At 73.6% G+C, this 24,719-nt stretch carries 24 protein-coding genes; 10 read left to right on the forward strand and 14 right to left on the reverse strand.

Annotated elements, in window-relative coordinates; all coding sequences use genetic code 11:
- Both IE94_RS0114140 and IE94_RS0114145 read right to left on the reverse strand, forming a co-directional pair.
- Positions 1–583, reverse strand: a 583-nt coding sequence (locus IE94_RS0114140) for a maltotransferase domain-containing protein (RefSeq protein ID WP_030183318.1), incomplete at its 3' end; no start/stop codon positions are given.
- 61 nt (positions 584–644) lie between these two features.
- Positions 645–917, reverse strand: a complete 273-nt coding sequence (locus IE94_RS0114145) for a DUF5133 domain-containing protein (RefSeq protein ID WP_030183321.1) — start codon at positions 915–917, stop codon at positions 645–647.
- A gap of 278 nt (positions 918–1,195) precedes the next feature.
- Between IE94_RS0114145 and IE94_RS0114150 the strand changes: the two genes are divergently transcribed.
- Both IE94_RS0114150 and glgX read left to right on the forward strand, forming a co-directional pair.
- Positions 1,196–1,711 carry a hypothetical protein gene (locus IE94_RS0114150; protein WP_030183324.1) on the forward strand — a complete coding sequence of 172 codons (516 nt, stop codon included), beginning with the start codon at positions 1,196–1,198 and terminating at the stop codon, positions 1,709–1,711.
- The gene (gene glgX / locus IE94_RS0114155; protein ID WP_030183327.1) at positions 1,708–3,855 is read left to right on the forward strand and encodes a glycogen debranching protein GlgX; all 2,148 of its coding nucleotides are present in this window, start codon (positions 1,708–1,710) and stop codon (positions 3,853–3,855) included. Before IE94_RS0114150 ends, glgX begins: the two co-directional genes overlap by 4 nt.
- A gap of 10 nt (positions 3,856–3,865) precedes the next feature.
- Here the strand turns inward: glgX and IE94_RS0114160 are convergent, their stop codons facing one another.
- A complete protein-coding gene (locus IE94_RS0114160) occupies positions 3,866–4,666 on the reverse strand; it encodes a VOC family protein (protein ID WP_030183329.1) in 801 nt (266 codons plus the stop codon).
- A 176-nt stretch (positions 4,667–4,842) separates the two neighbouring features.
- Between IE94_RS0114160 and IE94_RS0114165 the strand changes: the two genes are divergently transcribed.
- Positions 4,843–5,244: an ANTAR domain-containing protein gene (locus IE94_RS0114165; RefSeq protein ID WP_030183331.1), complete on the forward strand. Its 402-nt coding sequence runs from the start codon at positions 4,843–4,845 to the stop codon at positions 5,242–5,244.
- Here the strand turns inward: IE94_RS0114165 and IE94_RS0114170 are convergent.
- A complete protein-coding gene (locus tag IE94_RS0114170; RefSeq protein WP_030183333.1) occupies positions 5,192–5,983 on the reverse strand; it encodes a SigB/SigF/SigG family RNA polymerase sigma factor in 792 nt (263 codons plus the stop codon). The genes IE94_RS0114165 and IE94_RS0114170 overlap by 53 nt on opposite strands.
- Before the next feature lie 301 nt (positions 5,984–6,284).
- On the opposite strand from IE94_RS0114170, the gene IE94_RS0114175 reads away from it, so the two are divergent.
- A complete protein-coding gene (locus IE94_RS0114175) occupies positions 6,285–6,809 on the forward strand; it encodes a hypothetical protein (RefSeq protein WP_030183335.1) in 525 nt (174 codons plus the stop codon).
- An 18-nt stretch (positions 6,810–6,827) separates the two neighbouring features.
- Here the strand turns inward: IE94_RS0114175 and hemC are convergent, their stop codons facing one another.
- The 4 genes from hemC to IE94_RS0114195 form a co-directional block, all read right to left on the reverse strand.
- The gene (gene hemC / locus IE94_RS0114180; RefSeq protein WP_030183338.1) at positions 6,828–7,763 is read right to left on the reverse strand and encodes a hydroxymethylbilane synthase; all 936 of its coding nucleotides are present in this window, start codon (positions 7,761–7,763) and stop codon (positions 6,828–6,830) included.
- A 72-nt stretch (positions 7,764–7,835) separates the two neighbouring features.
- Positions 7,836–8,612: an NPP1 family protein gene (locus IE94_RS0114185; RefSeq protein WP_030183341.1), complete on the reverse strand. Its 777-nt coding sequence runs from the start codon at positions 8,610–8,612 to the stop codon at positions 7,836–7,838.
- Positions 8,613–8,753: 141 nt separating this feature from the next.
- Positions 8,754–9,734 carry an ATP-dependent DNA ligase gene (locus IE94_RS0114190; protein WP_030183343.1) on the reverse strand — a complete coding sequence of 327 codons (981 nt, stop codon included), beginning with the start codon at positions 9,732–9,734 and terminating at the stop codon, positions 8,754–8,756.
- Positions 9,735–9,830: 96 nt separating this feature from the next.
- Positions 9,831–11,285, reverse strand: coding sequence for an MFS transporter (locus tag IE94_RS0114195; protein ID WP_030183345.1), 1,455 nt, complete (start codon positions 11,283–11,285; stop codon positions 9,831–9,833).
- Between the two features lie 238 nt (positions 11,286–11,523).
- On the opposite strand from IE94_RS0114195, the gene IE94_RS0114200 reads away from it, so the two are divergent.
- The 4 genes from IE94_RS0114200 to IE94_RS0114215 all read left to right on the forward strand — a co-directional run bounded on the left by IE94_RS0114200 (position 11,524) and on the right by IE94_RS0114215 (position 16,139).
- Positions 11,524–12,180, forward strand: a complete 657-nt coding sequence (locus IE94_RS0114200) for a TetR/AcrR family transcriptional regulator (RefSeq protein ID WP_030183347.1) — start codon at positions 11,524–11,526, stop codon at positions 12,178–12,180.
- A 665-nt stretch (positions 12,181–12,845) separates the two neighbouring features.
- Positions 12,846–13,226 carry a DoxX family protein gene (locus IE94_RS0114205; protein ID WP_030183350.1) on the forward strand — a complete coding sequence of 127 codons (381 nt, stop codon included), beginning with the start codon at positions 12,846–12,848 and terminating at the stop codon, positions 13,224–13,226.
- Positions 13,223–13,690: a peroxiredoxin gene (locus IE94_RS0114210; protein ID WP_030183353.1), complete on the forward strand. Its 468-nt coding sequence runs from the start codon at positions 13,223–13,225 to the stop codon at positions 13,688–13,690. Before IE94_RS0114205 ends, IE94_RS0114210 begins: the two co-directional genes overlap by 4 nt.
- A gap of 61 nt (positions 13,691–13,751) precedes the next feature.
- Complete coding sequence (locus tag IE94_RS0114215; RefSeq protein ID WP_030183355.1) at positions 13,752–16,139, forward strand: SpoIIE family protein phosphatase; 2,388 nt, start codon at positions 13,752–13,754, stop codon at positions 16,137–16,139.
- Between the two features lie 44 nt (positions 16,140–16,183).
- On the opposite strand, the gene IE94_RS0114220 is transcribed toward IE94_RS0114215, so the two are convergent.
- Entirely contained in the window at positions 16,184–16,822 is a 639-nt protein-coding gene (locus IE94_RS0114220; protein WP_030183358.1) for a DNA polymerase ligase N-terminal domain-containing protein, read from the reverse strand.
- 56 nt (positions 16,823–16,878) lie between these two features.
- Positions 16,879–17,709 (reverse strand): aldo/keto reductase, encoded by an 831-nt coding sequence (locus IE94_RS0114225; RefSeq protein ID WP_030183360.1) that lies wholly within the window; start codon positions 17,707–17,709, stop codon positions 16,879–16,881.
- A 112-nt stretch (positions 17,710–17,821) separates the two neighbouring features.
- On the opposite strand from IE94_RS0114225, the gene IE94_RS0114230 reads away from it, so the two are divergent.
- Positions 17,822–18,796 carry a TauD/TfdA dioxygenase family protein gene (locus tag IE94_RS0114230; RefSeq protein ID WP_030183362.1) on the forward strand — a complete coding sequence of 325 codons (975 nt, stop codon included), beginning with the start codon at positions 17,822–17,824 and terminating at the stop codon, positions 18,794–18,796.
- A gap of 33 nt (positions 18,797–18,829) precedes the next feature.
- Here IE94_RS0114230 and IE94_RS0114235 read toward each other — a convergent pair whose 3' ends face one another.
- From IE94_RS0114235 to IE94_RS0114245, 3 genes are all read right to left on the reverse strand, one after another.
- Positions 18,830–20,332 (reverse strand): metallophosphoesterase family protein, encoded by a 1,503-nt coding sequence (locus IE94_RS0114235; RefSeq protein WP_030183365.1) that lies wholly within the window; start codon positions 20,330–20,332, stop codon positions 18,830–18,832.
- 91 nt (positions 20,333–20,423) lie between these two features.
- Positions 20,424–21,179, reverse strand: a complete 756-nt coding sequence (locus IE94_RS0114240; RefSeq protein ID WP_030183367.1) for a dienelactone hydrolase family protein — start codon at positions 21,177–21,179, stop codon at positions 20,424–20,426.
- A 45-nt stretch (positions 21,180–21,224) separates the two neighbouring features.
- Positions 21,225–21,845 (reverse strand): L-threonylcarbamoyladenylate synthase, encoded by a 621-nt coding sequence (locus IE94_RS0114245; protein WP_030183370.1) that lies wholly within the window; start codon positions 21,843–21,845, stop codon positions 21,225–21,227.
- Between the two features lie 148 nt (positions 21,846–21,993).
- Between IE94_RS0114245 and IE94_RS0114250 the strand changes: the two genes are divergently transcribed.
- A complete protein-coding gene (locus tag IE94_RS0114250) occupies positions 21,994–23,526 on the forward strand; it encodes a helix-turn-helix domain-containing protein (RefSeq protein ID WP_030183371.1) in 1,533 nt (510 codons plus the stop codon).
- Positions 23,527–23,647: 121 nt separating this feature from the next.
- Here IE94_RS0114250 and IE94_RS0114255 read toward each other — a convergent pair whose 3' ends face one another.
- Positions 23,648–24,688 (reverse strand): NAD(P)-dependent alcohol dehydrogenase, encoded by a 1,041-nt coding sequence (locus tag IE94_RS0114255; RefSeq protein WP_030183374.1) that lies wholly within the window; start codon positions 24,686–24,688, stop codon positions 23,648–23,650.
- Between the last annotated feature and the right edge of the window lie 31 nt (positions 24,689–24,719).

Raw genomic sequence — 24,719 nt, forward strand, 5'->3', positions numbered from 1 at the left:
CGAGCAGGGGCAGCGGCTCGGAGGAGGTGACCAGGTCCCGCAGCGGATGGCGGGCCAGGACCGCGTCCACCTCCGGCGTCAACGCCGCCGCCAGCCGGGTGGCCACGGGCAGCGTGTCGTCGAGCAGGGTCGCCGCCGCGGCGAGCACCACCGCCCGCCCCGCTCCCTCCGGCACCCCCGCGGCGGCCCGCCGGTACAGCTCGGCCCCCTCCTCGAGCACGAGGCCGGCGTCGATGCCGGCCGGGACCTTGATCCGTGCGGTGTGCCGCCAGGTGGCGACGGGGTCGCTCCACGCCTCCACCCGGTACGTCCAGTTGCCCGGCGCGCCCGGGGTGACCTCGGCGCCCCAGCGGTCGGTGCCCGGGGCCAGCTCCCGCATCGGCGTCCAGGGGCCCGGCCGGCCCTCGGGGTCCTTCAGCACGACATTGGCGGCCACCGCGTCGTGCCCCTCCCGGAACACGGTGGCGGTGACCTCGAACGTCTCTCCCGTCACCGCCTTCGCCGGACGCCTGCCGTGCTCCACCACCGGCTGGACGTCCCGGACCGGGATACGTCCGATCCCCACGGTCGCGCTCATCCGCATCTCACCTCCGCCGTGCTCGGGGCCGGGCGCGGGCCCGGCCGATTGGGTTGGGCCGAAAGGCTCAGGCCGCGCCGGAGGGGGCCTTGAACCCCGACGGGGCGAGGCGCTCCGGCTGCTCCTGCGCATGGGTGACCAGGTTCGTCCGCAGATACCTTTCGGCGGCGTCCGCGGCCTCGCGTGCGCACCGCTTCCCCATCAGCACGCAGAGGGTGTAACCGGAGTCCTCGAAGGTGGTCCGGACGGTGACGTCCGTGGGGGACGCCAGCATCGAGCGTTCCCAGGCGCGGTAATGCCGCAGCTGCCGGGCGACTTCGCTCTTCGCGGGGAGCAGCATGGCCGGTCACCTTCCGGACGGTCCGGTGATACGGACGATCGAGTTCTTCACACATGGTGCACGGCCGGTCACCCCCCGTCTTGTTGGATCTTCAACCGCTTTCCGTCGCCCGCTCCCGCCCGGATTCCGACCCCCGGACCGCTCGTGTTGCACGAATGGACTACCGCTCCCACTCTGGAGTGACTCAGAAGCGATCAGCGCTCACGCTTCGTGATCGGGGAGCCCGTCCCCCAAGGGACGAGGAGGAGCGAGAGCCTTCGCGGTGAGGAGCCACGACGATGAAGACCGCAGTGCCCTGCTACTACCACCTCGACGTGGAAGTGAGCCCGGAACGGGTCGGACAGGTCAGGCGCATCCTGGCCGCCCACCTCCGGTTCTGGAATCTGGAGCACCTCGTCGAACCAGTCTGCTCGGGCGCCGAGATGCTGCTCCGGGCGATCGACGAGCACGCCGGCGACAAGAACACGTCGATCGAGATGTGGTGGAACCACCAGCACCTCATCACGGCAGTGGGGGGCAACGACCGGGCGCTCCGGGTCGACCAGGACCTGCGCACCTGTCTGCAACACCTCGCCGCCAACAGCGACGGCTGGGGCTGCTGCGCCACCGACACCGGGGCGAAGGTCATCTGGTTCTCGCGCCGCGCCCGCGCCGGCGAACGCGTTCCGCTGGTGGCGAGGCCGCCCGAGCCGATCACCCAGGAGGGGCTGGAAGTGCCGCGAGAGATCATGCCGGTGGCCCGGGTGGCGGGCCGGGCGCGTACCCGCGAGGGCGTTCTGGAGGAGGCCCGGTGACCCGCGCCAGGCCGAAGTGGAAGGGGTCGCCCGTGTGGAGCGGGCACCCCTACCCCCTGGGGGCCGCGTACGACGGACAGGGCACCAACTTCGCCCTGTTCAGCGAGGTCGCCGAGCGGGTCGACCTGGTGCTCGTCGACGACGACGGCAACCACGTCGTCATCCCGCTGCCCGACGTGGACGGTTTCGTCTGGCACTGCTACCTGCCCGGCGTCGGTCCGGGGCAGCGCTACGGCTACCGGGTGCACGGCCCGTGGGCCCCGGCCGTCGGGCACCGCTGCAACCCGGCCAAGCTGCTCCTCGACCCCTACACCCGGGCCGTGGACGGGCTGGTGGACAACCACGCCTCCCTCTTCGAACGGGCCAAGGGCAGGGCCGATCCGGGCGACAGCGCCGGGCACACCATGCTCGGCGTGGTCACCGACCCCTTCTTCGACTGGGGCGACGACCGACCGCCCCGGCGCCCGTACTCGGAGAGCGTCATCTACGAGGCCCACGTCCGCGGACTCAGCAGCCGCCACCCCGAGGTGCCCGAGGAACTGCGGGGCACCTACGCGGGGCTCGCGCACCCGGCGGTCGTGGAGCACCTGACGTCCCTCGGCGTGACGGCCGTGGAGCTGATGCCGGTGCACCAGTTCGTGCACGACGGCGTGCTCCTGGACCGCGGCCTGTCCAACTACTGGGGCTACAACACCATCGGCTTCTTCGCGCCCCACAACGGCTACGCCGCCCTCGGCACCCGCGGCCAGCAGGTCAGCGAGTTCAAGTCGATGGTCAAGACCCTGCACGAGGCCGGCCTCGAAGTGATCCTCGACGTGGTCTACAACCACACCGCCGAGGGCAACGAGAAGGGCCCCACCCTCTCCTTCCGCGGCATCGACAACGCCTCGTACTACCGCCTGGTGGACGGGGACTGGCAGCACTACTACGACACCACCGGCACCGGCAACAGCCTGCTGATGCGCCACCCCTACGTGCTCCAGCTCATCATGGACTCGCTGCGCTACTGGGTCACCGAGATGCACGTCGACGGCTTCCGCTTCGACCTCGCGGCCACCCTGGCCCGGCAGTTCCACGAGGTGGACCGGCTGTCCGCGTTCTTCGACCTCATCCAGCAGGACCCGGTGATCAGCCGCGTCAAGCTGATCGCCGAGCCCTGGGACGTCGGCGAGGGCGGCTACCAGGTGGGCAACTTCCCGCAGCTGTGGTCGGAGTGGAACGGCAAGTACCGCGACGCCGTACGGGACTTCTGGCGCGCGGAGGACCACTCGCTCGGCGAGTTCGCCTCCCGGCTGACCGGCTCCTCCGACCTGTACCAGCACAGCCGCCGCCGCCCGCGCGCCAGCGTCAACTTCGTCACCGCGCACGACGGCTTCACGCTGCGCGACCTGGTCTCGTACAACGACAAGCACAACGAGGACAACGGCGAGGACAACCGGGACGGCGAGAGCCACAACCGGTCCTGGAACTGCGGCGCGGAGGGTGAGACCAGGGACCCGGCGGTGCGCGAGCTGCGCGCACGGCAGCAGCGCAACTTCCTGGCCACGCTGCTGCTCTCGCAGGGCATCCCGATGCTCTGCCACGGCGACGAACTGGGCCGCACCCAGCACGGCAACAACAACGCCTACTGCCAGGACAACGAGATCTCCTGGATCGACTGGCGGCTCGACGCCGAGCAGCGCGCGCTGCTGGACTTCGCCCGCCGCCTCATCGCGCTGCGGGCCGACCACCCGGTGCTGCGCCGGCGCCGCTTCTTCCGCGGGGAGACCCTCACGCACGCGGATCAGCCGCTGCCCGACCTGATGTGGCTGCTGCCCGACGCGCGCGAGATGACCGACGACGACTGGCAGCGCTCCGACGCGCACACCGTCGGCGTCTTCCTCAACGGGGACGCCATCGCCGAACCCGACTCCCAGGGCCGGGCCGTGGTCGACGACTCCTTCCTGCTGCTGCTCAACAGCCACTGGGAGCCGGTCGACTTCCGGCTGCCGGACGCCGCCTACGGCGAACGCTGGACGGCCCTGGTCGACACCGCCGACCCGGACGGCCTCCCCGACGAGGCCGAGTACAAGGCGGGCACCCGGCTCACCGTCGGGCAGCGCAGCCTCGTGCTGCTCTCCCGGCCGTCCCGCACCGGCCGGTGAGCCCGTGAGATCAGCTGCCGAGGCGGCGCGCGGTCACCGTGAACTGCGCGCCGTCGGCGTCGCGGAGCACCGCCTCGTCCGTATCCAGCACAAGCACACTGCCCCCGTGCCGCTCCGCGGCGCGGGCGCAGGCCGTGACGTCCTCGACCGCGAAGTGGACCTGCCAGTGCGGCCGGACGGCCGGGTCGGGAGCCGCCCCCAGCGCTCCCGACTCGATGCGGGCCACGACCTCGCCCTCGTGGCGCAGGACCACCTCGTCGCCCTCGTAGCGGACCTCGCAGCCCTGCCCCGACGCCCACTCGAAGATCTCGCCGTAGAAGATCGCGGCGTCGAAGGCGTCACGGGTGTGCAGGCGGATGAAGGCGGGGCGCTTGGTGCGCCAGGTGTCCCAGTCCGAGAACAGCTCGCCCTCCCAGATGCCGAAGGTCGCGCCGTCCCGGTCGGCGAGCAGGGCCGCCCGCCCCGGCGGCAGGGAGATCGGCCCGACCGCGGCGGTGCCGCCGCGCTCCTGCGCCCGCGAGACGGCCTCGTCGGCACTGCGCACGGCGAAGTACGGCGTCCACGCCACCGCCATCTGCCACATCGCGGCGACGGCGGCGATCCCGGCCACCGGCACCCCGTCGGCCAGGGCGATCCGGAAGGGCTCGCCCAGCCGGACGGGCCGCCACTGCCAGCCCAGCACGGCGGAGTAGAACTCCTCGGTGGCCTTCAGATCACGGCTGGTGAGACTCACCCAGCAGGGGGCCCCGTACACGGAGTGCGTGGACAGGAGGCTCTCCCCGCGGGTGGAGGAGGTCGTGTCGTGGTTCATGGCAGTCGCGTCCTGGTCTCGTCCACCGGCAGCCACCGGCTCCACACCAGTGTCCGGCCGGGAGTGCGGCGGGCGCCTGGCGAGTACCCCGCACAGGGCGCCGAAACGGTGGCGTGCCCGCCCCGGACGGCCCAGTGGCGCGACGGCGCGGGGCTGGCCAGGATGGAGGCCCGGAGGTGAGCGTGCCCCCCGCCGACGTGTGCCCGGGCCCCGGCCCGGATTCCGACCCTGACCAGATCTTCCGGTTGCAGGAGCAGGTCCGGCAGCTCAAGGAGGCGGTCGTCTCGCACGCCGTCGTCGACCAGGCGATCGGTGTCGTCATCGCGCTCGGCGGGGTGACGCCGGACGAGGGGTGGATCGTCCTGAAGGAAGTTTCCCAGCATACGAACATCAAACTCCGCAATGTGGCGGAAACGATACTCATCTGGAGGCGCACCGGAGTGATGCCGCCGCAGATGCTGGCCGCCCTGGAGGACCGCCTCGGGCGGCCGGGGGTCGACGGGCCCCCGCTCGACGGGCCCGCGCTCAGCGGGCCTCCGCCAGGATCTCCTCGCGTATCCGGTCGAAGCAGCCGGTGAGCAGCCGGGAGACGTGCATCTGGGAGATGCCGAGCTGCTGGGCGATGCGGCTCTGTGTCATCCCGCCGAAGAAGCGCAGGTAGAGGATGGTGCGCTCGCGTTCGGGCAGCGCCTGGAGGCAGGGCCGGACGGCCACCCGGTCGACGACCGCGTCGAAAGCGGGATCGGGACCGCCCAGCGCGTCACCCAGGGCGTACCCGTCGGTGCCGGGCATCTCCGCCTCCAGCGACAGCGCCGAGAAGCACTCCAGTGCCTCCATGCCGGTACGCACCTCGACCGTGGTCAGCTGGGCGTGTTCGGCGATCTCCTCCACGGTCGGGGGCCGCCCCGGCGTGGTCTGCGCCAGCTCCTTGGCCGATCTGCGGACCCGGTTGCGCAGGTCCTGGATGCGGCGCGGCACGTGCAGCGTCCACATGTGGTCGCGGAAGTGCCGTTTGATCTCGCCGGTCACGGTCGGCACCGCGTACGCCTCGAAGGCGTGGCCCCGGCCGGGGTCGTAGTGGTCGACGGCCTTGACCAGGCCGAGGGCCGCCACCTGGTAGAGATCCTCCAGGTTCTCGCCGCGGCCCCGGAAGCGGACGGCGATCCGCTCCGCCATGGGCAGCCAGACCCGGATCAGTTCGTCCCGCAGCGCCTTGCGCTCCGGTCCCTCGGGCAGCCCGGCGAGCCGGTCGAACGCCGCGGCGGTGTCGGGGGCGTCGTCGTGCGGGTGGGGCTGGGTTCTGCCGGCGACACGCATCACGCGCACCTCCCTCAGCAGGGGTGCTGGCAAGTCCTCGTATATATGGATACTGAGCGCGAATGACGCAAACGGCCACTCGAACGGCCGCGTACCGGTGCGGTGCGCCCGCCCCGTCGCGGGACGTGATGTGCGGCACGCTCCCGGTGATCGTGCGGACCGGTGCCGGCGGATCGTCCCTGCGCAACGCTTGATCATCGATCAAAAGCGACGAAGCCCCTGGCCACAGCGCATTCCGCTCATTTGACAGTGCGCTGAGCGTGCGGATAGGAAGCAGCGTCGAGAGGTCGAGAGGGGCACCGTGTACGAGCCGAACGTGGTCGGGGACTGGCAGGAGTACGACGAGCACCCCGGCCTGCGGGTCCGCGTCCACCGTCTTGAGCCGGCCGAGCCGCCGCGCGGCCGCGACGACGCCGCCGAGGGGCTGACGTACTTCCGGGTCCGGGTGACCGTCGAGAACCGGGGCGGGCGGCACCTCGGCATCCACCTGGAGGACGGTCAGATCGACGTGCGGACCGGACCCGAGGGGGAGAGCGCCTTCCTGGACTGGCGCAACTGCCAGTTCATCGAGGGCTTCGACGTCTACCCGCTGCGCCGGGCCACCGCCGTGCTCTACGCGGCCGGTCCGGAGGCGAGCCTGAGCCAGGTGGACGTGCAGGTGCAGCTGAGGGTGGACGAGGAGTGGGCCGACCGCCGGCTGTGGAGCGGCGCGCTCGGGCTGCCCGACGGCGCCGGCGCCACCCCGTGCGGCGGGGTGCGGGAGGAGGGACTCGCGCACCAGGTGAGCGCGTTCCTGCGGGGCCAGTCCGAGGAGGGCTCCGCCTGACCGGCAGGCGGCCGCACCTCAGTGGGCGATGCCGTCGATGATCTCCCGGGCGCCCTGCCTGAGCAGGGCCACGGCGACCGAGGTGCCGAGGGTCGCCGGGTCGAGCCGGCCCGCCCACTCGTGCGCGTTCAGCCGGGTCTTGCCGTCGGGGGTGAAGACGCAGGCCCGCAGCGAGAGTTCCCCGCTGGGGTCCATTCGGGCGTACCCGGCGATCGGGCTGTTGCAGTGCCCCTGAAGGACGTGCAGGAACATCCGCTCGGCCGTCGCCTCCCGGTGCGTCGCGGGGTGGCCGAGGCCGCTCACCGCGTCGATCAGGCCGCTGTCGCCCTCCCGGCACTGGAGGGCGAGGATGCCCGCGCCGATCGGCGGCATCATCGTCTCGGGGGAGAGGACCTCGCTGATCACGTCGCCGCGGCCGATGCGTTCCAGACCGGAGACCGCGAGCAGCAGCGCGTCCGCCTCGCCCGCGGCGAGCTTCGCCAGCCGCCGGTTGGCGTTGCCGCGGAAGGGCACGCACCGCAGGTGCGGGTGGGTGGCGGCCAGTTGGGCGACCCGGCGCACCGAGGAGGTGCCGATGCGCGTGCCCTCCGGCAGCTCGTCCAGGGTGAGCCCGTCGGGGTGGACGAGCGCGTCCCGCACGTCGTCCCGCTCCAGGAACGCGGCGAACACCGTACCGGCGGGCAGCGGCCGGTCGGCGGGCACGTCCTTGACGCAGTGCACCGCGAGATCGGCCTCGCCCGACAGCAGGGCGGCGTCGACCTCCTTGGTGAACGCGCCCTTGCCCTCCACCTGGGAGAGGTCGCCGAGCCACTTGTCGCCGGTGGTCTTCACCGGGACGACCTCGGTGCGCACGCCGGGGTGGAGGGCCGTGAGCCCGGCCCGTACGCGCTCGACCTGAGCGAGCGCCATGGGGGAGTCGCGGGAGACGATGCGGATCAGTTCGGGGGCGGACATGCGGACACGATAGTGCCCCGGGGCGCCCGGGGCGCACATCCCGCCCGAGCGGCCCCGGTTCGCCCCCTCGTCTCAGGCGTTCGGATCGAAGGGGATGCCTGCGGGCTTGGCGGCGGCCAGGTGGGAGGCGAAACTGCCGTCCTTGAGGCCGAAGTTGGCGCTGCCGAAGTCATAGGCGCTCAGCCTGTCGCGCAGGCCCGCCGGATAGCCGTTCCAGCCCACCAGCGCCGGGTACTGCCAGGTGCCCTTGTGGTTCTCCGGCGGTTCGTCGCCCGAGGTCGCCAGACGGAAGCAGTGGGTGCCGATGCCGTCCTTGTGGTAGACGATCTTCGGATGGGTGCCGTCGAAGCGGACGGCCGACCGCTCGTGCACGCTGAACGAGCCGTGGTTGGACGTCGACACGTACTGCACGGTGTCCTCCTTCACCCACACCACCACGTGCTCCCAGTCGTGCCGGTGGCCGCCGAGGCTCGTGCCGGGCAGGGCCTGGTCCTTCTCGAAGTAGAGCCCGTACATGTAGGCGCACCAGCCGTTGTCGCACTTGGCGCGCGCGTAGCCGTTGGTGTTGTCCAGGTCGGAGGCGTCGCGGCAGTTGCCGTTGAGGGCACCGGTCGGGTTCAGCCCGCCGTTGACCGCTCCGTCGGCGCCGATGGCCGGGGTGGGATAGCAGCCGTCGGTGTCGTAGTCGTAGGCGGGCTGGTACGCCCGCTCCAGAGCGTCGGCGTTGCCGGGCAGGCCCGGGGGCGGGGCGGCGAAGGCGGTGGCGGGGAAGGCCACGACGAGGGCGAGGGCACCGAGCGGTACGGTGAGCCATCTCCTGCGCGGTGTTGCGGCGGTACGCGGCGGCATCGCGTTCTCCTCAGGCTGCGGCAGCCCAACGGCTTTGGGGGGAAGGGGAGTTCAGGGTCCCTTCTTTTCCCTCCGGCGCCAAGGGCGCACACGCGTCCCCGCGGTGAAGGGCAGCCCAACACCTGACCGCGCGTCACCCGCTCACACCAGGTCGTCCGGAATGTCCGCGGCCGACTCCTCGGGTGCCAGGTCCGGGCGGAGCCTGAGCCAGGAGGGCTGGCGCAGCATGCCCTCCCGGGTGCGGGTGCTGTAGCGGACCTCGCCGACCAGCCGGGGCACGACCCAGCGCGCCCCCGGCACCCGCGGTACCGGGTCGAAGGGGCAGACATCACTCGCGGCGGTCGCCAGCAGCGCGGCCAGCTCGGTGCGCTCGCCCTCGCTCCAGCCGGTGCCGACCCCGCCGACGTAGCGCAGTCGGCCCGCGGCGCGCTGGCCGACCAGGACGGCACCGGGAAGGCCGCCGAGCCGTCCCCTGCCGGGCAGCCAGCCGCCGACCACGACGTCCTCGCTGCGCATGTTGCGGATCTTGATCCAGGCCCGGGAGCGGACCCCGGGCTCGTACACCGAGTCCAGCCGCTTGCACACCAGCCCCTCCAGGCCGTGCTCGCGGGTGGCCCGCAGGGCCTGTTCGCCGCGGCCGACCAGCGCGGTCGGGGTCGACCACGACGGGCCGCCGAGACCGAGGTCCGTCAGCCGCTCGCGGCGGCCGGTGTAGGGCAGGCGCAGCAGGGAGCGTCCGGCCAGGTGGAGGGCGTCGAACAGGACCAGGTGGACGGGGGCCCGCGCCGCCCGGTGCGCGGCCCGGGCCGGGGCGTGCGCGAGGCCCATCCGGGACTGGAGCAACTGGAAGTCGGCACGGCCCTGTTCGTCCAGGGCCAGTACCTCGCCGTCCAGGACGGCGGGGGTCCGGCCGAGCGCGGTGGCGAGCGGCGCCAGTTCCGGATAGGCGGCGGTGATGTCCCGGCCGGAGCGGGCGCGCAGCAGGACGCTCCCGTCGCCCGGCAGGTAGACCACCACACGCTGCCCGTCCTGCTTGGTCTCGTAGGCCCAGCGCGCGTCCTGCCCGGCCGACGGCAGGGCGCCGGGGGTGGCGAGCATCGGAGGGATCAGCGGCAGCTCCACGGGTCAGTACTCGACCCGCCCGGGTGCCCTTACGCGCGTTGCCCGCCAGGTTCGCCTGAACGGCGCCGGTCCCCGGTCCGGCCGGCGCCGTCGCGGTCAGCGCACGGAGGCGGGCTCCGTCGCGGCCCCGTCGGCCGGTGCCGGGTCGGCGACCGGACCGGCCGGGCGGTGCCGGGGGATGAAGGACGCGATGGCGGCGGCCAGCAGGGCCGCGCCGGCGCCGATGGCCATGACCACCTTGAACGCGTTCTCGGACGGCAGGGCGAAGCCGCCGAGGTCGATGGTCAGCTGGGCCAGGATCACACCGGCGATGGCGCTGGCGACCGAGGTGCCCAGGGACCGCATGAGGGTGTTGAGGCTGTTCGCGGCGGCCGTCTCGCTCGGCGGCACCGCACCCATGATCAGCGACGGCATGGCGCCGTAGGCGAAGCCGATGCCCGCGCTGATGACGCAGGAGACCAGGACCAGGTGCCAGACCTCGGCCATCAGCACGATGTTCAGGGCGTAGCCGGCCGCCACGATCAGGGCGCCGATCATCAGCGTCACCTTCGGCCCCCTGGCCTTGGAGACCTTCGCGGAGACCGGGGCGAACGCCATCATCACCAGACCGGACGGCGCCATGACGAAGCCCGTGGTCAGCAGGGAGCGGCCGAGCCCGTAACCGGTGGCCTCGGGCAACTGGAGCAGCTGCGGAAGGACCAGCGACATCGCGAACATCGAGAAGCCGATGGCGACGGACGCCAGGTTGGTGAACAGCACCTGGCGGCGGGCGGTGGTGCGAAGGTCCACCAGGGGCTCCAGGGTGTGCAGCTCCCACCACCCCCAGACCAGCAGGATCACCACGGCCGCCGCGAACAGGCCGAGGACGGTGCCCGAGGACCAGCCCCAGTCGCCGCCCTTGGAGATGGCCAGCAGCAGGCTCGCCAGACCCGCGGCCATGCCGAGGCCGCCGAGCACGTCGAAGCGGCCGCCGGAGCGCACGGCCGACTCGGGCACCAGGGCCAGGACCAGTACCAGGGACACCGCCCCAAGGGCGCCGGCGAGCCAGAACAGCATGTGCCAGTCGAGCTTGTCCGCGATCAGCGCGGCGGCGGGCAGGCCGAGCGCGCCGCCGACCCCGAGGGAGGCGCTCATCACCGCGGTGGCACCGGCCAGCCGCTCGACCGGCAGTTCGTCGCGCATGATGCTGATGCCGAGCGGGATCACGGCGGCGGACAGGCCCTGCAGGGCGCGGCCGACGACCATGGGCACGAGCGTGTCGCTCAGTGCGCAGACCGCCGAGCCGGCGATCAGCAGCACCAGGCTGAGCAGCAGCATCCGCCGCTTGCCGAACATGTCGCCGAGCCGGCCGACGACCGGCGTGGCCACCGCGGAGGCCAGCAGCGTGGCGGTCACCGCCCAGGCCGCGTCCGAGGCCGACGCGTCCAGGAGCTTCGGCAGCTCCGGGATGATCGGGATGACCAGGGTCTGCATGAGCGCGACGACGATCCCGGCCAGGGCCAGGACCCCCACTACGGCGTTCGGCCGTGGTGAGGCGGGGGAAGCGGGCATGGAGAAGCCTTTCCAGCGATGAGTGGTGGTGCGACGAGTACCGGAGGCAAACTTTAAGTCAGTCGCTTGAAGTATCGTACGGGGTGATGCGCGGGAACGCCCGTCCGGGCCGAGCGGTGACCCGGCGCCGCCGCGCCGTAGGCTTTCGTCACGACCCGCCGCACCTCGGCGGACCTGCGACGACTCGAGGGACTGGTCGTCGTGGGCGGTAAGGAGAGAGTCCCGCGCGGTGGTGATCATGGCGGGCAGGACGGTCCGGACGGAACAGGTCAGCGCGACCCGGCAGCTGATCCTGACCACCGCTGAGCGGCTGTTCGCCGAGCACGGGGTGTACGCGGTCTCCAACCGTCAGGTCAGCGAGGCCGCCGGACAGGGCAACAACGCGGCGGTCGGCTACCACTTCGGTACGAAGACGGACCTGGTCCGGGCCATCGCGCAGCGCCACTCGGGACGCGTCGAGGAACTGCGCGCCCGGCAGCTCGCCGCCCTCGGCGACTCGGCCGACCTGCGCGACTGGGTCGACTGCCTGGTGCGCCCGCAGTTCGACCACCTGGCGGCGCTGGGCAGCCCCACCTGGTACGCGCGGTTCTGCGCCCAGGTCATGACCGACCCGTCGCTGCGGCAGATCATGACCGAGGAGTCCCGGGCGTCGGACTCGCTGCGGGCGATCATCGAGGGGCGCGACCGCTGCATGCCGGCGCTGCCGGACGAGGTCCGCGCGGAGCGCGGCGACATGGCCCGCCACCTCATCGTGCACACGGCGGAGGAGCGCGAGCGGGCCCTGGCCGAGAACCGTCCCACCCCGCGGGCCAGCTGGCAGGACGCCGCCGACGGGCTCGTCGACGCGATCGTGGGCATGTGGCTGGCGCCCGTCACGCCCCGGGGCGAGGGGTGACGGGCGCCGGGGCGTGAGGCGCGCGGTCCGGCCCGCGAGCCGGATCCGGGTCCCGGCGTCCTCGGCGGCGCCGACCGGCCGCACGGCGGCTGACCGGGTCCGCCGCTCTGCCGCCGGCGGGATCGGTGACCGGGGTGGCGGGCGCCGCCTGCCTCGCCGGCTGCCGCGTGCCTCGCCGGCTGCCGCGTGCCTCGCCGGCTGTCGCGTGCCTCGCCCGGCTGCCGTGCGGGGAGTGCGGCGGCTTCGGGCCGTGACGGGCGGGTGGCCGGCCGGTGGGCGGTGCTGCTGGGGCAGCGGTGCGGCCCGCTGGGGGAGTGGGCTCTGGAGCTGCGGTCGCGCTGTGGTGGGCGGCTGACCGGCCGGTGCGGGCACTGTTGTCGCGGTGCGGGTGCGGCCGAGTTGGGGCGAGTGGGCTCCGGAACCGCCGTGGCCAGGGCGGCCCGAAACGGCTCCCCGGGGGCTCATCGAGGGGTCTTCGGGGGCTCTTCGGGGGCTCACAGCCCATCGGCGTCCTGTGCCGTCCTCCTCCCCGTGCACCCCCATCCGGCACTTCCGCCGCGCGCTGGACTGCCCGCCCGGGGTTCGCGACCGCCGGACGCGAACCGTTGCCCACCGGTTCTTACCGTCGAGTAATATCGCGCGCCAGGCCCCCACGAGGAGGAACCGTGCCACGGTCCGAACGCTCACCCCTGCTGCTCGCCGGCCTGCTGGCCACCGCGGGTGTCGCCCATTTCGCCCAGCCCCGCCCCTTCGACGCCACCGTGCCGCGCTCCCTGCCGGGCACACCCCGGGCGTGGACGTACGCCAGCGGCGTCGCCGAACTCGCGCTGGCCGCCGGGCTCGCCGTGCCGCGCACCCGCAGGGCCGCCGCCTGGAGCGCCGCGGCGTTCTTCGTCGGGGTGTTCCCGGCCAACGTCAAGATGGCCTGGGACTGGCGCCACCGCCCCGCCCCTGCACGGGCCGTCGCCCTCGGACGGCTGCCCGTGCAGGTGCCGCTCGTGCTGTGGGCCCGCGCCGTCGCCCAGGGCGACGGGGGCCGGTCATGAGCGCGCTCCCCGCTGTGGGCGACACCGTGGAGGACTTCACGCTGTCGGACGAGACCGGCGCCCCGCGCCGCCTGTCCGAACTGCTCGCCGACGGCCCGGTCGTCCTCTTCTTCTACCCCGCCGCCCTGACCACCGGCTGCACCGCGGAGGCCTGTCACTTCCGCGACCTCGCCGCCGAGTTCGCCGCGGTCGGCGCCCGGCCCGTCGGCGTCAGCGGCGACCCCGTCGAGCGCCAGCAGGAGTTCGCCGGGCGCCACACGCTCGGCATGCCGCTGCTGTCCGACGCCGACGGCACGGTCCGCGAGCGGTTCGGGGTGAAGCGGGGCCTCAGCCTGGCCCCCACCAAGCGGGTCACCTTCGTCATCGGGCAGGACCGCACGCTGCTGGAGGTCGTCCGCAGCGAACTCAGGACGAACAAGCACGCCGACCGCGCCCTCGCCGCGCTCCGCGCTCACCGACAGTGACGTGACCACCCGCGCCCCGCCCCGGTTGATACCGCATCGTCCTGGGATGATCCTGGACGACATGGAGGATTCCTCCGCCGCGATGATCGTCGACGCCCGCGGACTGGTGACGGGGTGGAGCGACGGCGCGCGGCGGCTCACCGGATACGCCGCCGAGGAGGCCGTGGGGCGCCCCGCGCGGGACCTGCTCGCGCGAGGCGTCCCCGCCCGCCCCCAGGGCCGCACCGACCCGAACGGCACCGACCCGAACGGCACCGGCGCGACCCGCACCGTCGTGGTCCGGCACCGGGACGGCCACCCCGTGAGCCTGCGGCTGCGGGTGTGCCCGTTGCTGGGCGCCGACGGCGCACCGGACGGCTACCTGGCGACCGCCGACGTTCCCGGCGGCCCGGCGCCCTCGCTGGTCGACGATGCCGTGCGGCAGGCGTCCCTGTCCATGTCCGTCCTCGATCCCGACCTGCGCTTCGTACACGTCAACGACACCGCGTGCCGGATGATGGGCAGGTCGGCGGAGGAACTGGTCGGCCGCCACCTGCCCGAGGCCGTGGCCGAGTTCGAAGGCGACCCGCGAAGCTTCCTGCACCACCTTCGGGTGGTCGCCGACCGAGGGCGGCCCGTCCAGTACGAGAGCTACTCGTCCGCGCCCGCGGGCAACCGCATGCACGCCTGGACCGTGGAGATCTGGCCGGTCCACGACGCCTCCGGCAGGCTCACCGCCGTCGCGATGGCAGCGGTGGAGAGCACCGAACAGCACCGGGCCCGGGAGGGCCTGGCCCTGCTGAACGCGGCCGGGGCGGTCGGCAGCACCCTGGACGTCGTCCGCACCGCCGAGGAACTGGTCGGTCTCCTCGTGCCCCGGTTCGCCGGTTTCGCCAGCGTCGACCTGCTCGACTGGGTGCTCGGCAGCGACGAACCCCTCGCCGTACCGACCGAGACGGGTGAACTGCGCCGGGTGGCCCACGCCTCCGCCACCGAGGGCTTCCCCAGCCCCGCCGTGCACCTCGGCGGGCACGAGGTCCACCCGTTCGACAGCCCACCCGCCCGGGCGGTGCGGGAGGGCCGCGTCGTCCTCAGCGGCCCCGGCGACCCGGACTTCGACCGGTGGATGCGGGCCCGCGAGGCCGAGGCCCCGCACAACCGCCCGTTCCGCGAAGCCGTCTGCTCGACCCTGGCCGTGCCGCTGCGCGCCCGCGGCACCACCCTGGGCGTGGCCCTTGCCGTCCGGACCGCGCCCCGGGAGCCGTACGCCGTGGAGGACGCCGTACTGGCCGAGGAACTGGTTTCGCGGGCCGCCGTCTCCGTGGACAACGCCCGCCGGTTCGCCCGCGAGCGCTCCACCGCCCTGGCGATCCAGCACAGCCTGCTCCCCAGGGACCTGCCCGGACAGGCCGCGGTCGAGGTGGCCCACCGCTACCTGCCCTCCGCGTCCGCGGCGGGCATCGGCGGCGACTGGTTCGACGTCATCCCGCTCTCCGGCACCCGCGTCGGCCTCGTCGTCGGCGACGTCGTGGGCCACGGCATCCCGTCCACGGCGACCATGGGCCGCCTGTGCACGGCCGTCCGCACCCTCGCCGACGTCGACCTGCCCCCCGACGAGCTCCTCACCCACCTCGACGACCTCGTCACCCACCTCGCGGCCGGCGCCGCGGACGACAGCGGCGAGACGGAGATCGCGGAACTGGGCGCCACCTGCCTGTACGCCGTGTACGACCCGGTCTCCCGCCGACTGGCCCTGGCCGCCGCCGGCCACCCCGCGCCCGCGCTCCTGCTGCCCGACGGCACCACCCGTCTCGTCCCCATGACCGCAGGGCCGCCGCTCGGCGTGGGCGGACTGCCCTTCGAGGCCACCGAGCTGGAGGTGCCGGAGGGCTCCGTCGTCGCCCTCTACACCGACGGACTGGTCGAGGACCGCGACCGCGACGTCGACCACGCCACCGCCGAACTGTGCCGGTCGCTGGCCGCGCCCGCGACCTCGCTCGACGCGCTGTGCGACGGCGTGCTCAAGGCCGTACTGCCCGATGAGCCCGGCGACGACGTGGCGCTGCTGCTGGCCCGCACCCGGGCCCTGGGCGAGGACCGGGTGCGCATCTGGGACGTCCGCCCCGACCCGTCGGGGGTGGCGGCCACCCGGCGGTCCGTCGGCGAGCAGCTGACGGCGTGGGGGCTGGACGACGCGGCCTTCGTCACCGAACTGGTCGTCAGCGAACTGGTCACCAACGCGATCCGGTACGGCGAGCCGCCCATCCAGTTGCGCCTCATCCGCCACACCACCCTCATCTGCGAGGTCTCCGACGCCAGCTCCACCTCGCCCCACCTGCGCCGCGCCCACGCCTTCGACGAGGGCGGCCGGGGGCTGCTCCTGGTCGCCCAGCTCACCCAGCGCTGGGGCAGCCGCCAGACGGACACCGGCAAGACCATCTGGGCGGAACAGCCGCTTCCCATGGACTGAGCCTTCCGAACCGTCTGAACCGTCTGAACCGCATGAACCGCCCCCTACCCCTGGCCGTCCTCCGCCGTCACCCGCGCCAGCGTGCGGCCGGTGCGCGCGGACCGGGCCCGGCGGGGGTCCGGGGTGCCGTGCCCGCGTCCGCCGCCGGCCGTCTTCACCAGCAGCCACGCCGCGTCCCCACCGTCGCCGTCCGGGCCGCCGCGGAACCGGGTCAGCGCGTACTCGCCGCGCAGCTTCGCGCCGTGCAGCCGGAACCTCGCGTGCCCGTGCGCCAGCGACTCGGCGAAGTCGACCGGTCGGCCCCGGCGGTCGTGGCTCAGCGGCTCGTAGGTGCCGTGGTCCCACACGATGACCGTGCCGCCGCCGTACTCACCCGCCGGGATCACGCCCTCGAACTCCTCGTACTCCAGCGGGTGGTCCTCCGTCGGCACCGCGAGCCGCTTGTCGCGCGGGTCCGCGGACGGCCCCTTCGGCACCGACCAGGACTTCAGCACGTCGGCCACCTGCAGCCGGAAGTCGAAGTGCAGGGTGCTCGCGTCGTGGATCTGCACGACGAAGCGAGGCGCCCCGCCGTCAGCGGGGCCCGCGCCCTCGCCGGGCGCCGCCGCTCCGGCGGGCTCACCGGTCCGGCCGAAGTCCCGTTTGCCGTGGTAGTCCCGCAGCCCGTCGCCCTCGCCGTCCACCCGCCGCCCCTTCCCGAAGACGCCCGAATTCCGCCGGCCCGGACCGGGTACCCCGCTCAGAACTCCTCGTGCGCCTCCGGGTCGCCGCCGATCCGCCGGAGCGCGCGGTCCGCCACGGCGCGCATCTGGGCGGCGTCCAGCTCGAAGCCGAAGACGTCCAGGTTGGCCCGCTGCCGCGCCGGGTCGGCGGACTTCGGGATCGGCACCGCGCCCAGCTGGGTGTGCCAGCGCAGGACCGCCTGGGCCGGCGTCACACCGTGGGCCGCGGCGACCGCGGCGACGGCGGGGTCGTCCAGCAGGTCGCTGCCCCGGCCCAGCGGGCTCCAGCTCTCGGTGCGGATGCCCTTGCGCTCGTGGAAGGCGCGCAGCTCGTCCTGGGGGAAGAGCGGGTGCAGCTCGATCTGGTTCACGGACGGCAGGACACCCGTCTCCTTCTCCAGCCGCTCGATGTGCTCCGCCGTGAAGTTGGAGACGCCCACCGAACGCACGAGACCCTCCTCGCGCAGCTTGACCATGGCCTTCCAGGAGTCGACGTACTTGTCCACGCGCGGCAGCGGCCAGTGGATCAGGTACAGGTCGACGTACTCCACACCGAGGCGGGCGCGGGACTCCTCGAAGGAGGCGAGCGTCTCCTCGTAGCCGTGGTGCCGGCCGGGCAGCTTGGTCGTCACGACGATCTCCTCGCGGGGGAGACCGGCGGAGGCGACCCCGCGGCCGACGCCGGTCTCGTTGCGGTAGTTCGTCGCCGTGTCGATCAGGCGGTACCCCGCCCGGAGGGCCTCGCGGACCGCCCGCTCGGCCTCGTCGTCCGTCATCGGCCAGGTGCCCAGCCCCAGGGCGGGGAGGGTCGTGCCGTCGTTGAGTGTGTACGCCGGGATGCTGATCACCGTGGGACCTTCCCTCGACTGTGCGCGGCGGTGTGCCGCCCCTCCAGCCTCGCCCACGCGCGGACCGGTGATCAACCGGACGGCGCGGCGGAGGTTCTGCCACGATCTCCGCATGACGACGGACAGCGCCAGGGACACGGCAACGGACAGCACGACGGGAATCGAGGTGGAACCCGTCGCCGGGCACATCGGCGCCGAGATCCACGGCGTCGACCTCGCGGCGGGCCTCGACTGCGCACAGGTCGCCGCGGTACGGGCGGCGGTCCTGCGCTGGAAGGTGGTGTTCTTCCGCGACCAGCGCCTCGACCACGCCGGACACGTCGCGTTCGCCCGCCTCTTCGGCGAACCGGTCGTCCTGCCCCGGCGCGGCAAGGCGTCGCCGGACGGCTTCCCGGAGGTGGAGACGACCGCCGACCGGCTGGAGCTGGGCGGGCGGTTCGGGATGGAGCACGAGGAGTGGCTGCGGCGCCGGCGCCACACGCTGCTGCGCGGCTGGCACTGCGACCACGGCGCCCGTGTCGACCCACCCGCGGCGACGATCCTGCGCGCCGAGACGGTGCCCCCCTACGGCGGCGACACCACCTGGGCGAACCTCGCCGCCGCCTACGCCGGACTGTCCGCCCCGCTGCGCGCCCTCGTCGACACGCTGCGGGCCGAACACCGCCTCGGCGTCGGCTACCAGCCCCGGCCCGGCGACGACGCCTACGTCCGGCACCTCCTGGACCACCAGACCGCGACGGTGCACCCCCTGGTCCGCGTCCACCCGGAGACGGGGGAGCGGGTGCTGTTCGTCAACGGCTACTACGTCGAGCAGATCACCGGGCTCTCCCGCCCCGAGAGCGCGGCGATCCTGGAACTCCTTCTCGAGCAGGCCACCCGCCCCGAGTACACCGTCCGCTTCCGCTGGGAAGCGGGCAGCGTCGCCTTCTGGGACAACCGGGCCACCATCCACCTCGCTCCCGGCGACCACGCCCACCTCGACCACCCCCGGACCATGCACCGGGTGATGCTCACCGGCGAGGTGCCGGTGGGCGTCGACGGCACCCCGTCGGAGCCGGTGGTCGGCAGCGAGGCGGGCCGCTGGTGAGCCGGGATTGCCGAGCGGCGAGACGCGCCCCGGTCACACCAGTGGGATCGTCACCTCGTCCTCGACCGGCGGCTCCTCCTCCTGCGCCCGGTTGCCCGTGGCGGCGTAGCAGCGCAGCCTGACCGCCTCCGGCGTCACGTCCAGGCGCAGGAAGCACTTGAAGAAGGGCGGGCTGTACGTCGCCGAACCCGGCGAGAACAGCGAGGTGTAGATCTTGCGCACGGGCAGCCGGAACCGCTTGCGGCGCTCGGGCCGCCGCGCGGTGCCGAGCAGCCCGGCCACGATCCGGGTGCGCAGGGTGATCCGCGCTCCGTCGCCCGGGGCGCGGCCGGTGCGGATGCCGAGGCGCTCGGCGATCACGGCCGTCGCCTCGGCCTCCGTCAGGGTGAAGAAGCGGCGCAGCCGCAGTCGGCGGCCGTACAGCGCGCTGTAGAAGGCGAGCGAGTCGCCGCGCAGCGGATAGGAGCGGAAGTCGTCCTCGGTGACACCGGCCACCGAGACGCGCGGGATGGTGTGGGTGGCGTGCATGAACGCGCCCCCGCCGCCCGCCACGACGTACTGCACGGTGCGGCCGGCGACGTCGACCGGGTAGCGCTGGTAGTTGTGGATGTCGCCGCCGATCGCCGCGACGTAGTGGTGGGCCGGGTCGCGCACGATGTCGTCGACCGTGCCGCCGCCCTCGATGGCGCACGGGTGGTACGCGCCGTCCACGTACAGGGGCGAGCCGGTGACCAGGATCTTCGGCCGGTCTCCCGCCGACACCTCGCGCAGCCAGGCGCCCTGCTCGGCGTCGACGGTGCCCAGCAGCCCCGTGTCGATGCCGACGATCCTGACCGGACCGGCGTCGACGGCCCAGTACGGTCCGGGCTGTTCGGCCTGCTGGGCGGGTGCCGGGCGCAGCTTGCGCGCCTCGTCCAGGTGCCGGCCGTCCTCCGGACGCGGCCGGTGCCACAACAGGGACCGCAGCCACGCGGGGCTGAACCGGCGCGGTGGGGGTCCCGGCGGCAGGGGCGGGGCGTCGTCGCAGAAGACGCGCATGAACGCGCCGAGGTCCTCGTACCAGTCGTGGTTGCCCGGTATCGCGTATATGGGCGCCGGGTAATCGCGGTAGGGGCGGAAGAACTTCGTGCCGTAGTCGTCGGCACTGCCCACCGGGTAGATCACGTCGCTGGCGAGGACGGCGAACCGGGTGTCCCGGCCCGCCCTCAACAGCCCCGGCACGACGGCGTACTGGGGATCGTCGCCCTCTCCCGTGTCGCCGATGACGAGGAAGGAGAACCGGTCGGGGTCGTCGCGCCGGATCACCTTGTCGGCCGGCGCCCCGGCCGCCGCGCGCTGGGCCACCCAGCGGGAGCGGGTCTCGCCCGTCGGGTCGCCGAACCAGGAGGCCAGCACGCCGTTGCGGGCGGCCCAGAGGGTACTCGGGTTCAGCCAGGACAGCTTTTCGGTGCGCGCGGGCATGAGCGCCCGGTAGGCGCCGGGCTCGGCGGAGCCCCAGCCGGCGCCTTCGGCGGAATCGCGTGAGGAGTTGGACACCGGGGCACGGTAACAACGCCCCGACCGGGGGCCGGTGGGCGGGAGGCTCGCCAACTCCCGTCCACCGGTGGCCGTATGGCGGCGAACCGGGTCAGAAGGCCCGCTTCAGGAGGTCGAGCAGGGCCGCCCAGTGCCGCTCGGCCGCCTGTGGGTCGTAGGCCGCGGTGTCGGCCTGCGTGTAGCCGTGGTGGGCGCCGGCGTAGACCTCGCAGCGGTGCCGTACACCCGCCGCCGTCAGGGCCGCCGCCAGGCGCTCCTGCTGCGCGGCGTCCATGCCCGGGTCCTGGTCCGCGTGGGCGAAGTACGCCTCGGCGGTGATGTCCCCGGCCACCAGGTGCGGACTGGCCGGCCCGTCCGTGGCGAGGTTCGCGCCGTGGAACCCGGCCACCGCGGCGACCCGGTCCGCGAAGGCGCCGGCGGTGCGCAGGGCGAGCCCCGCGCCCATGCAGTAGCCGACGAGCGCGACCGGGCCGTCGGCCGCGGTCCCGGCCGCCGCCAGCCGGCGCAGATAGGTGTCGGCGTCCAGCATCGCCCGGTCGGGGGTCAGCGACCGCATGATCGGCCCGAGCCGTCGGAAGATCTCCGGCCGTGCCCCCGGGTCGATGAACCCGGGCAGCTCCACGACGGGCGCCCGTCCGGTGCGGTAGAAGACGTTCGGCACCAGGACGGTGTACCCGGCGCCGGCCAGCCGGTCGGCCATCGCCCGCAGGGACGGGCGCAGCCCGAAGGCGTCCATGTACAGCAGGACCGCCGGGTACGGTCCGCCGTCGGCGGGGTGGGTCAGGTAGGCGTCGGCGGTGCCGTCGCCGGTGGGGATGTCGACGTCGGTTCCCACGGTGGGAGTCATCGGGTGTGGTCTGCCTCTCTCGGGTGCTCGGCCGGTGGACGTCTGCTACTCGAACCGGGCCGTGTCGCCCGCGCCCCGCCGCACGATCTCCGCCTCGCCGCCGGAGAAGTCGACGACCGTGGTCGGCTCGGTGCCGCAGTCCCCCGAGTCGACGACCGCGTCCAGCACGTGGTCGAGCCGGTCCTTGATCTCCCAGCCCTGGGTCAGCGGCTCCTCCTCGTCGGGCAGCAACAGCGTGCTGGACAGCAGCGGTTCACCGAGCTCGGCGAGCAGGGCCTGGGTGACGACGTGGTCGGGGATGCGTACGCCCACGGTCTTCTTCTTCGGGTGCTGGAGCGCGCGCGGCACCTCCCTCGTCGCGGGCAGGATGAAGGTGTAACTGCCGGGCGTCGACGCCTTGATCGCCCGGAACACGTCGTTGTCGATCTGCACGAACTGCCCGAGCTGAGCGAAGTCCTGGCAGACGAGGGTGAAATGGTGCCGGTTGTCCAGCTGACGGATCGACCGGATCCGGTCGATGCCGTCGCGGCTGCCCAGCCGGCAGCCCAGCGCGTAGCAGGAGTCCGTCGGATACGCGATCAGCGCGCCGGAGCGGACGCTGTCGGCGACCTGGGCGATGCTGCGCGGCTGGGGGTTGTCGGGGTGCACGTCGAAGTACTTCGCCATTCACCGAGCTTATGCCCGCCTGCCCGCCCCGCCCGACAGGCCCGGCGCGCTGCCCGCCGCCGACGCCGGAGGGGAGCCGCGCACAGGACCATGGGGTAACGTCCCCGGCCTGGGCCGGGGGGCGAGGCGAGACGAGGAGAAGGCCGACGTGACGGGCCGAGAGGACGGCGGACGACAGCGGACATCCGGGGCCGACGAGCAGTCGGGCTGGGCACAGGAACTGCTCGAACACCTGCGGCCGGCCGGACGCGACCCGAACCGGGTCGTGGCCTGGCTCGCGGGCACCGCGCAGGCGACCGTCTCCTTGCAGGACGCCACCGGCCGACTGCTGGCCGGGACCCGCTTCCCGCTCGACGAGGCCCTGGCCGCCGACGTCACCTCGGGCCGGATCGCCTCCGCCGCGCTGGAGGACCGGGGCCGCCACCTGCGGCTGGTGCGCGTGGAACGGTCCCGCCCGGCGCCGGCCGCCGTCCTCGCGGTGGCCCGCGTACGGCCCTTCGACCGGCGCGTCTCCGAGATCGTCACGCACGCCGCCCAGGTGCTGGAGCTGCTGCTGGCCGGCCACGAGTCGACCGCGGCCGGACACCGGCTGCGGCGGGCCACCTCCGACCTGCGCCTGGCCATCCTGCAACTGCTGATGGTGGAGGACACCGTCTCCGCCCGCCGCGTGGCCGCCGGACTCTGGCCCGGACTCCTCGACACCGACACCGCGTGCGTGTACGTGGTGGAGAGCAGCCCCGCCGAACGGGACCGCCTCGCCGAGGAGTGCCTGTCGGCGACGGGCGAGCGGGCGCTCGTCGTGCGGTGCCCGGCGGTGGACGGCCACGTCATCGTGCTCGCCCCGCGCGACACGGCCGGACCGGAGCTGCGCGCGCTGGTCGGCAGCCGCCCCGGCGTGTTCGTCGGCGGCAGCACCCGGCAGGGCCTCGCCCGCACCGCGGCCGCCTACGGGCAGGCCGTCAGCGCCCTGGCCGTGGCCCGGTTCCACCCGCGTCAGGCGGCCCTGTACGCCGAGCGGACCCGCCCCGAGCGGCTGATGGACCCGGCGCGGCTGCACGACTGGACGGCCGGCGTACTGAGCCCGCTCGACCGGCTGTCGCACCACACGCGCGCCGAACTGCTCGCCACCACCCGGCTCGGCCTGGAGTTCACCGCCGTCAACACGGCGAAGATCCTCGGTGTCAGCCGCAACACGGTCCGGGCCCGCATGGACCGGGTCGAGTCGCTGCTGCGCACGGACTTCGCCGACCTGACCGTACGGGCCGCCGTCCACCTGGCCCTGAACGCCCAGCTGGGCCTCGCCGAACCCCCGCCGGGCGCCGGAGCACGGGCGGTACGTGCCGCCGGGCTCACCGACCTGCTGTCCGGGCCCGCGCTGCGCACCTGGGCCGTCGACCTGCTCGGCCGCCTCGACGAGGACGGCCGGGCCCTGCGGCGCAGCCTGCGCACCTGGATCGCGGTGGGCGGCAACGCCGAGCGCGCCGCCCAGAGACTCGGCATGCACGCCCAGACCGTCCGCGAGCACGTCCGCAGCGCCGAGCCCGTCCTCGAACGCCAGCTTCTGGCCGCCGGCAGCGACCTGTACGAGGTCGTGCTGGCCCACCTGGCGGCCGGTGACCTCGACCAGCCGGTCCTGCACGGGACGAAAACGGGCCATCCGGACTCACCTGTGCACGAGTGAGTCCTCGGGGCCGGGCAGCGGGCACCGGCACGATTCACAACGGCGGACCCGTCCACGTAGGTTCGACGGGACAGGGGGCACGACCGGAACGGGGGACCGGTCGCGCCCCCCCTGTGCTCCGTCAGCCGTGCGGCAGGATCACCGCGCGGCCGTTGACCTTCCCCTCGTGGAGGCGCTCGTAGGCGAGCGGGGCGTCGTCCAGGGAGTACGTCTCGGTGTGCACCGACACGGCACCCGAGCGGGCCAGGTTCAGCACCTCGATCAGCTCGCTGCGGCTGCCCCAGTAGGGGGCGTTGACCGACACCTCGAACGGCAGCATGCCGAAGCCGACGGGCAGCGACCCGCCGCCGATGCCGACCAGGGTGACATCACCCTCGACGGCCGCGACGGCACCGGCGGTCTTCACCGTGGGCGCCACGCCGACGAAGTCGAACACGGCCTCGGCGCCGAGACCCCCGGTGAGCTCGCGCACCGCGTCCGCGGCCTTCGCGTCGGAGAGCACCGCCTCGTGCGCGCCCACCGCACGGGCGAGGCGCAGCTTCTCCTCGCTGACGTCCAGGGCGACCACCCGGGCGGACGACAGGGCGCGCAGCAGCTGGATGGCGACGTGGCCGAGACCACCGGTGCCGATGACCACCGCGGTCGACCCGGGGACCAGCTTGGGCAGCGACCGCTTGATCGCGTGGTACGGCGTCAGTCCGGCGTCGGTGAGCGGCACCGCCGCGACCGGGTCCAGTCCGTCCAGCGGGACCAGGTGCCGGGGGTCGTCGATGAGCAGGTACTCGGCCATGGAGCCGGGGCGCCCGAGTCCCGGCGGGCGGATGCCCAGCTCGTCGGCGCGCAGGCAGTAGTTCTCCTTGCCCTCCGCGCACTTGGCGCAGGTGCCGCAGCCCCAGGGCCCGTACACGGCGACCGCATCGCCCTCGGCGAGCCCGGTGACGCCGGCGCCGAGCGCGGCCACGGTGCCGACGCCCTCGTGGCCGAGGGTGAGCGGCAGCTCGTACGGGAAGCCCTCGGCGGGCCAGCTCATCACCGCGATGTCGGAGTGGCAGACACCGGCCGCGGTCACCTTCAACAGCACCTGGCCGGGACCCGGTTCCGGGTCCGGGACCGTGACGACCTCGGGCGGGGCCCCGATGGTGCGGTACTGCAGTGCCTTCATGATCGAACTCCTTTGTTCTCTCCCCCCGGGG

Origin of the sequence: Streptomyces violaceorubidus, from assembly GCF_000717995.1 — a bacterium.
Taxonomy (GTDB): Bacteria; Actinomycetota; Actinomycetes; order Streptomycetales; family Streptomycetaceae; genus Streptomyces; species Streptomyces violaceorubidus.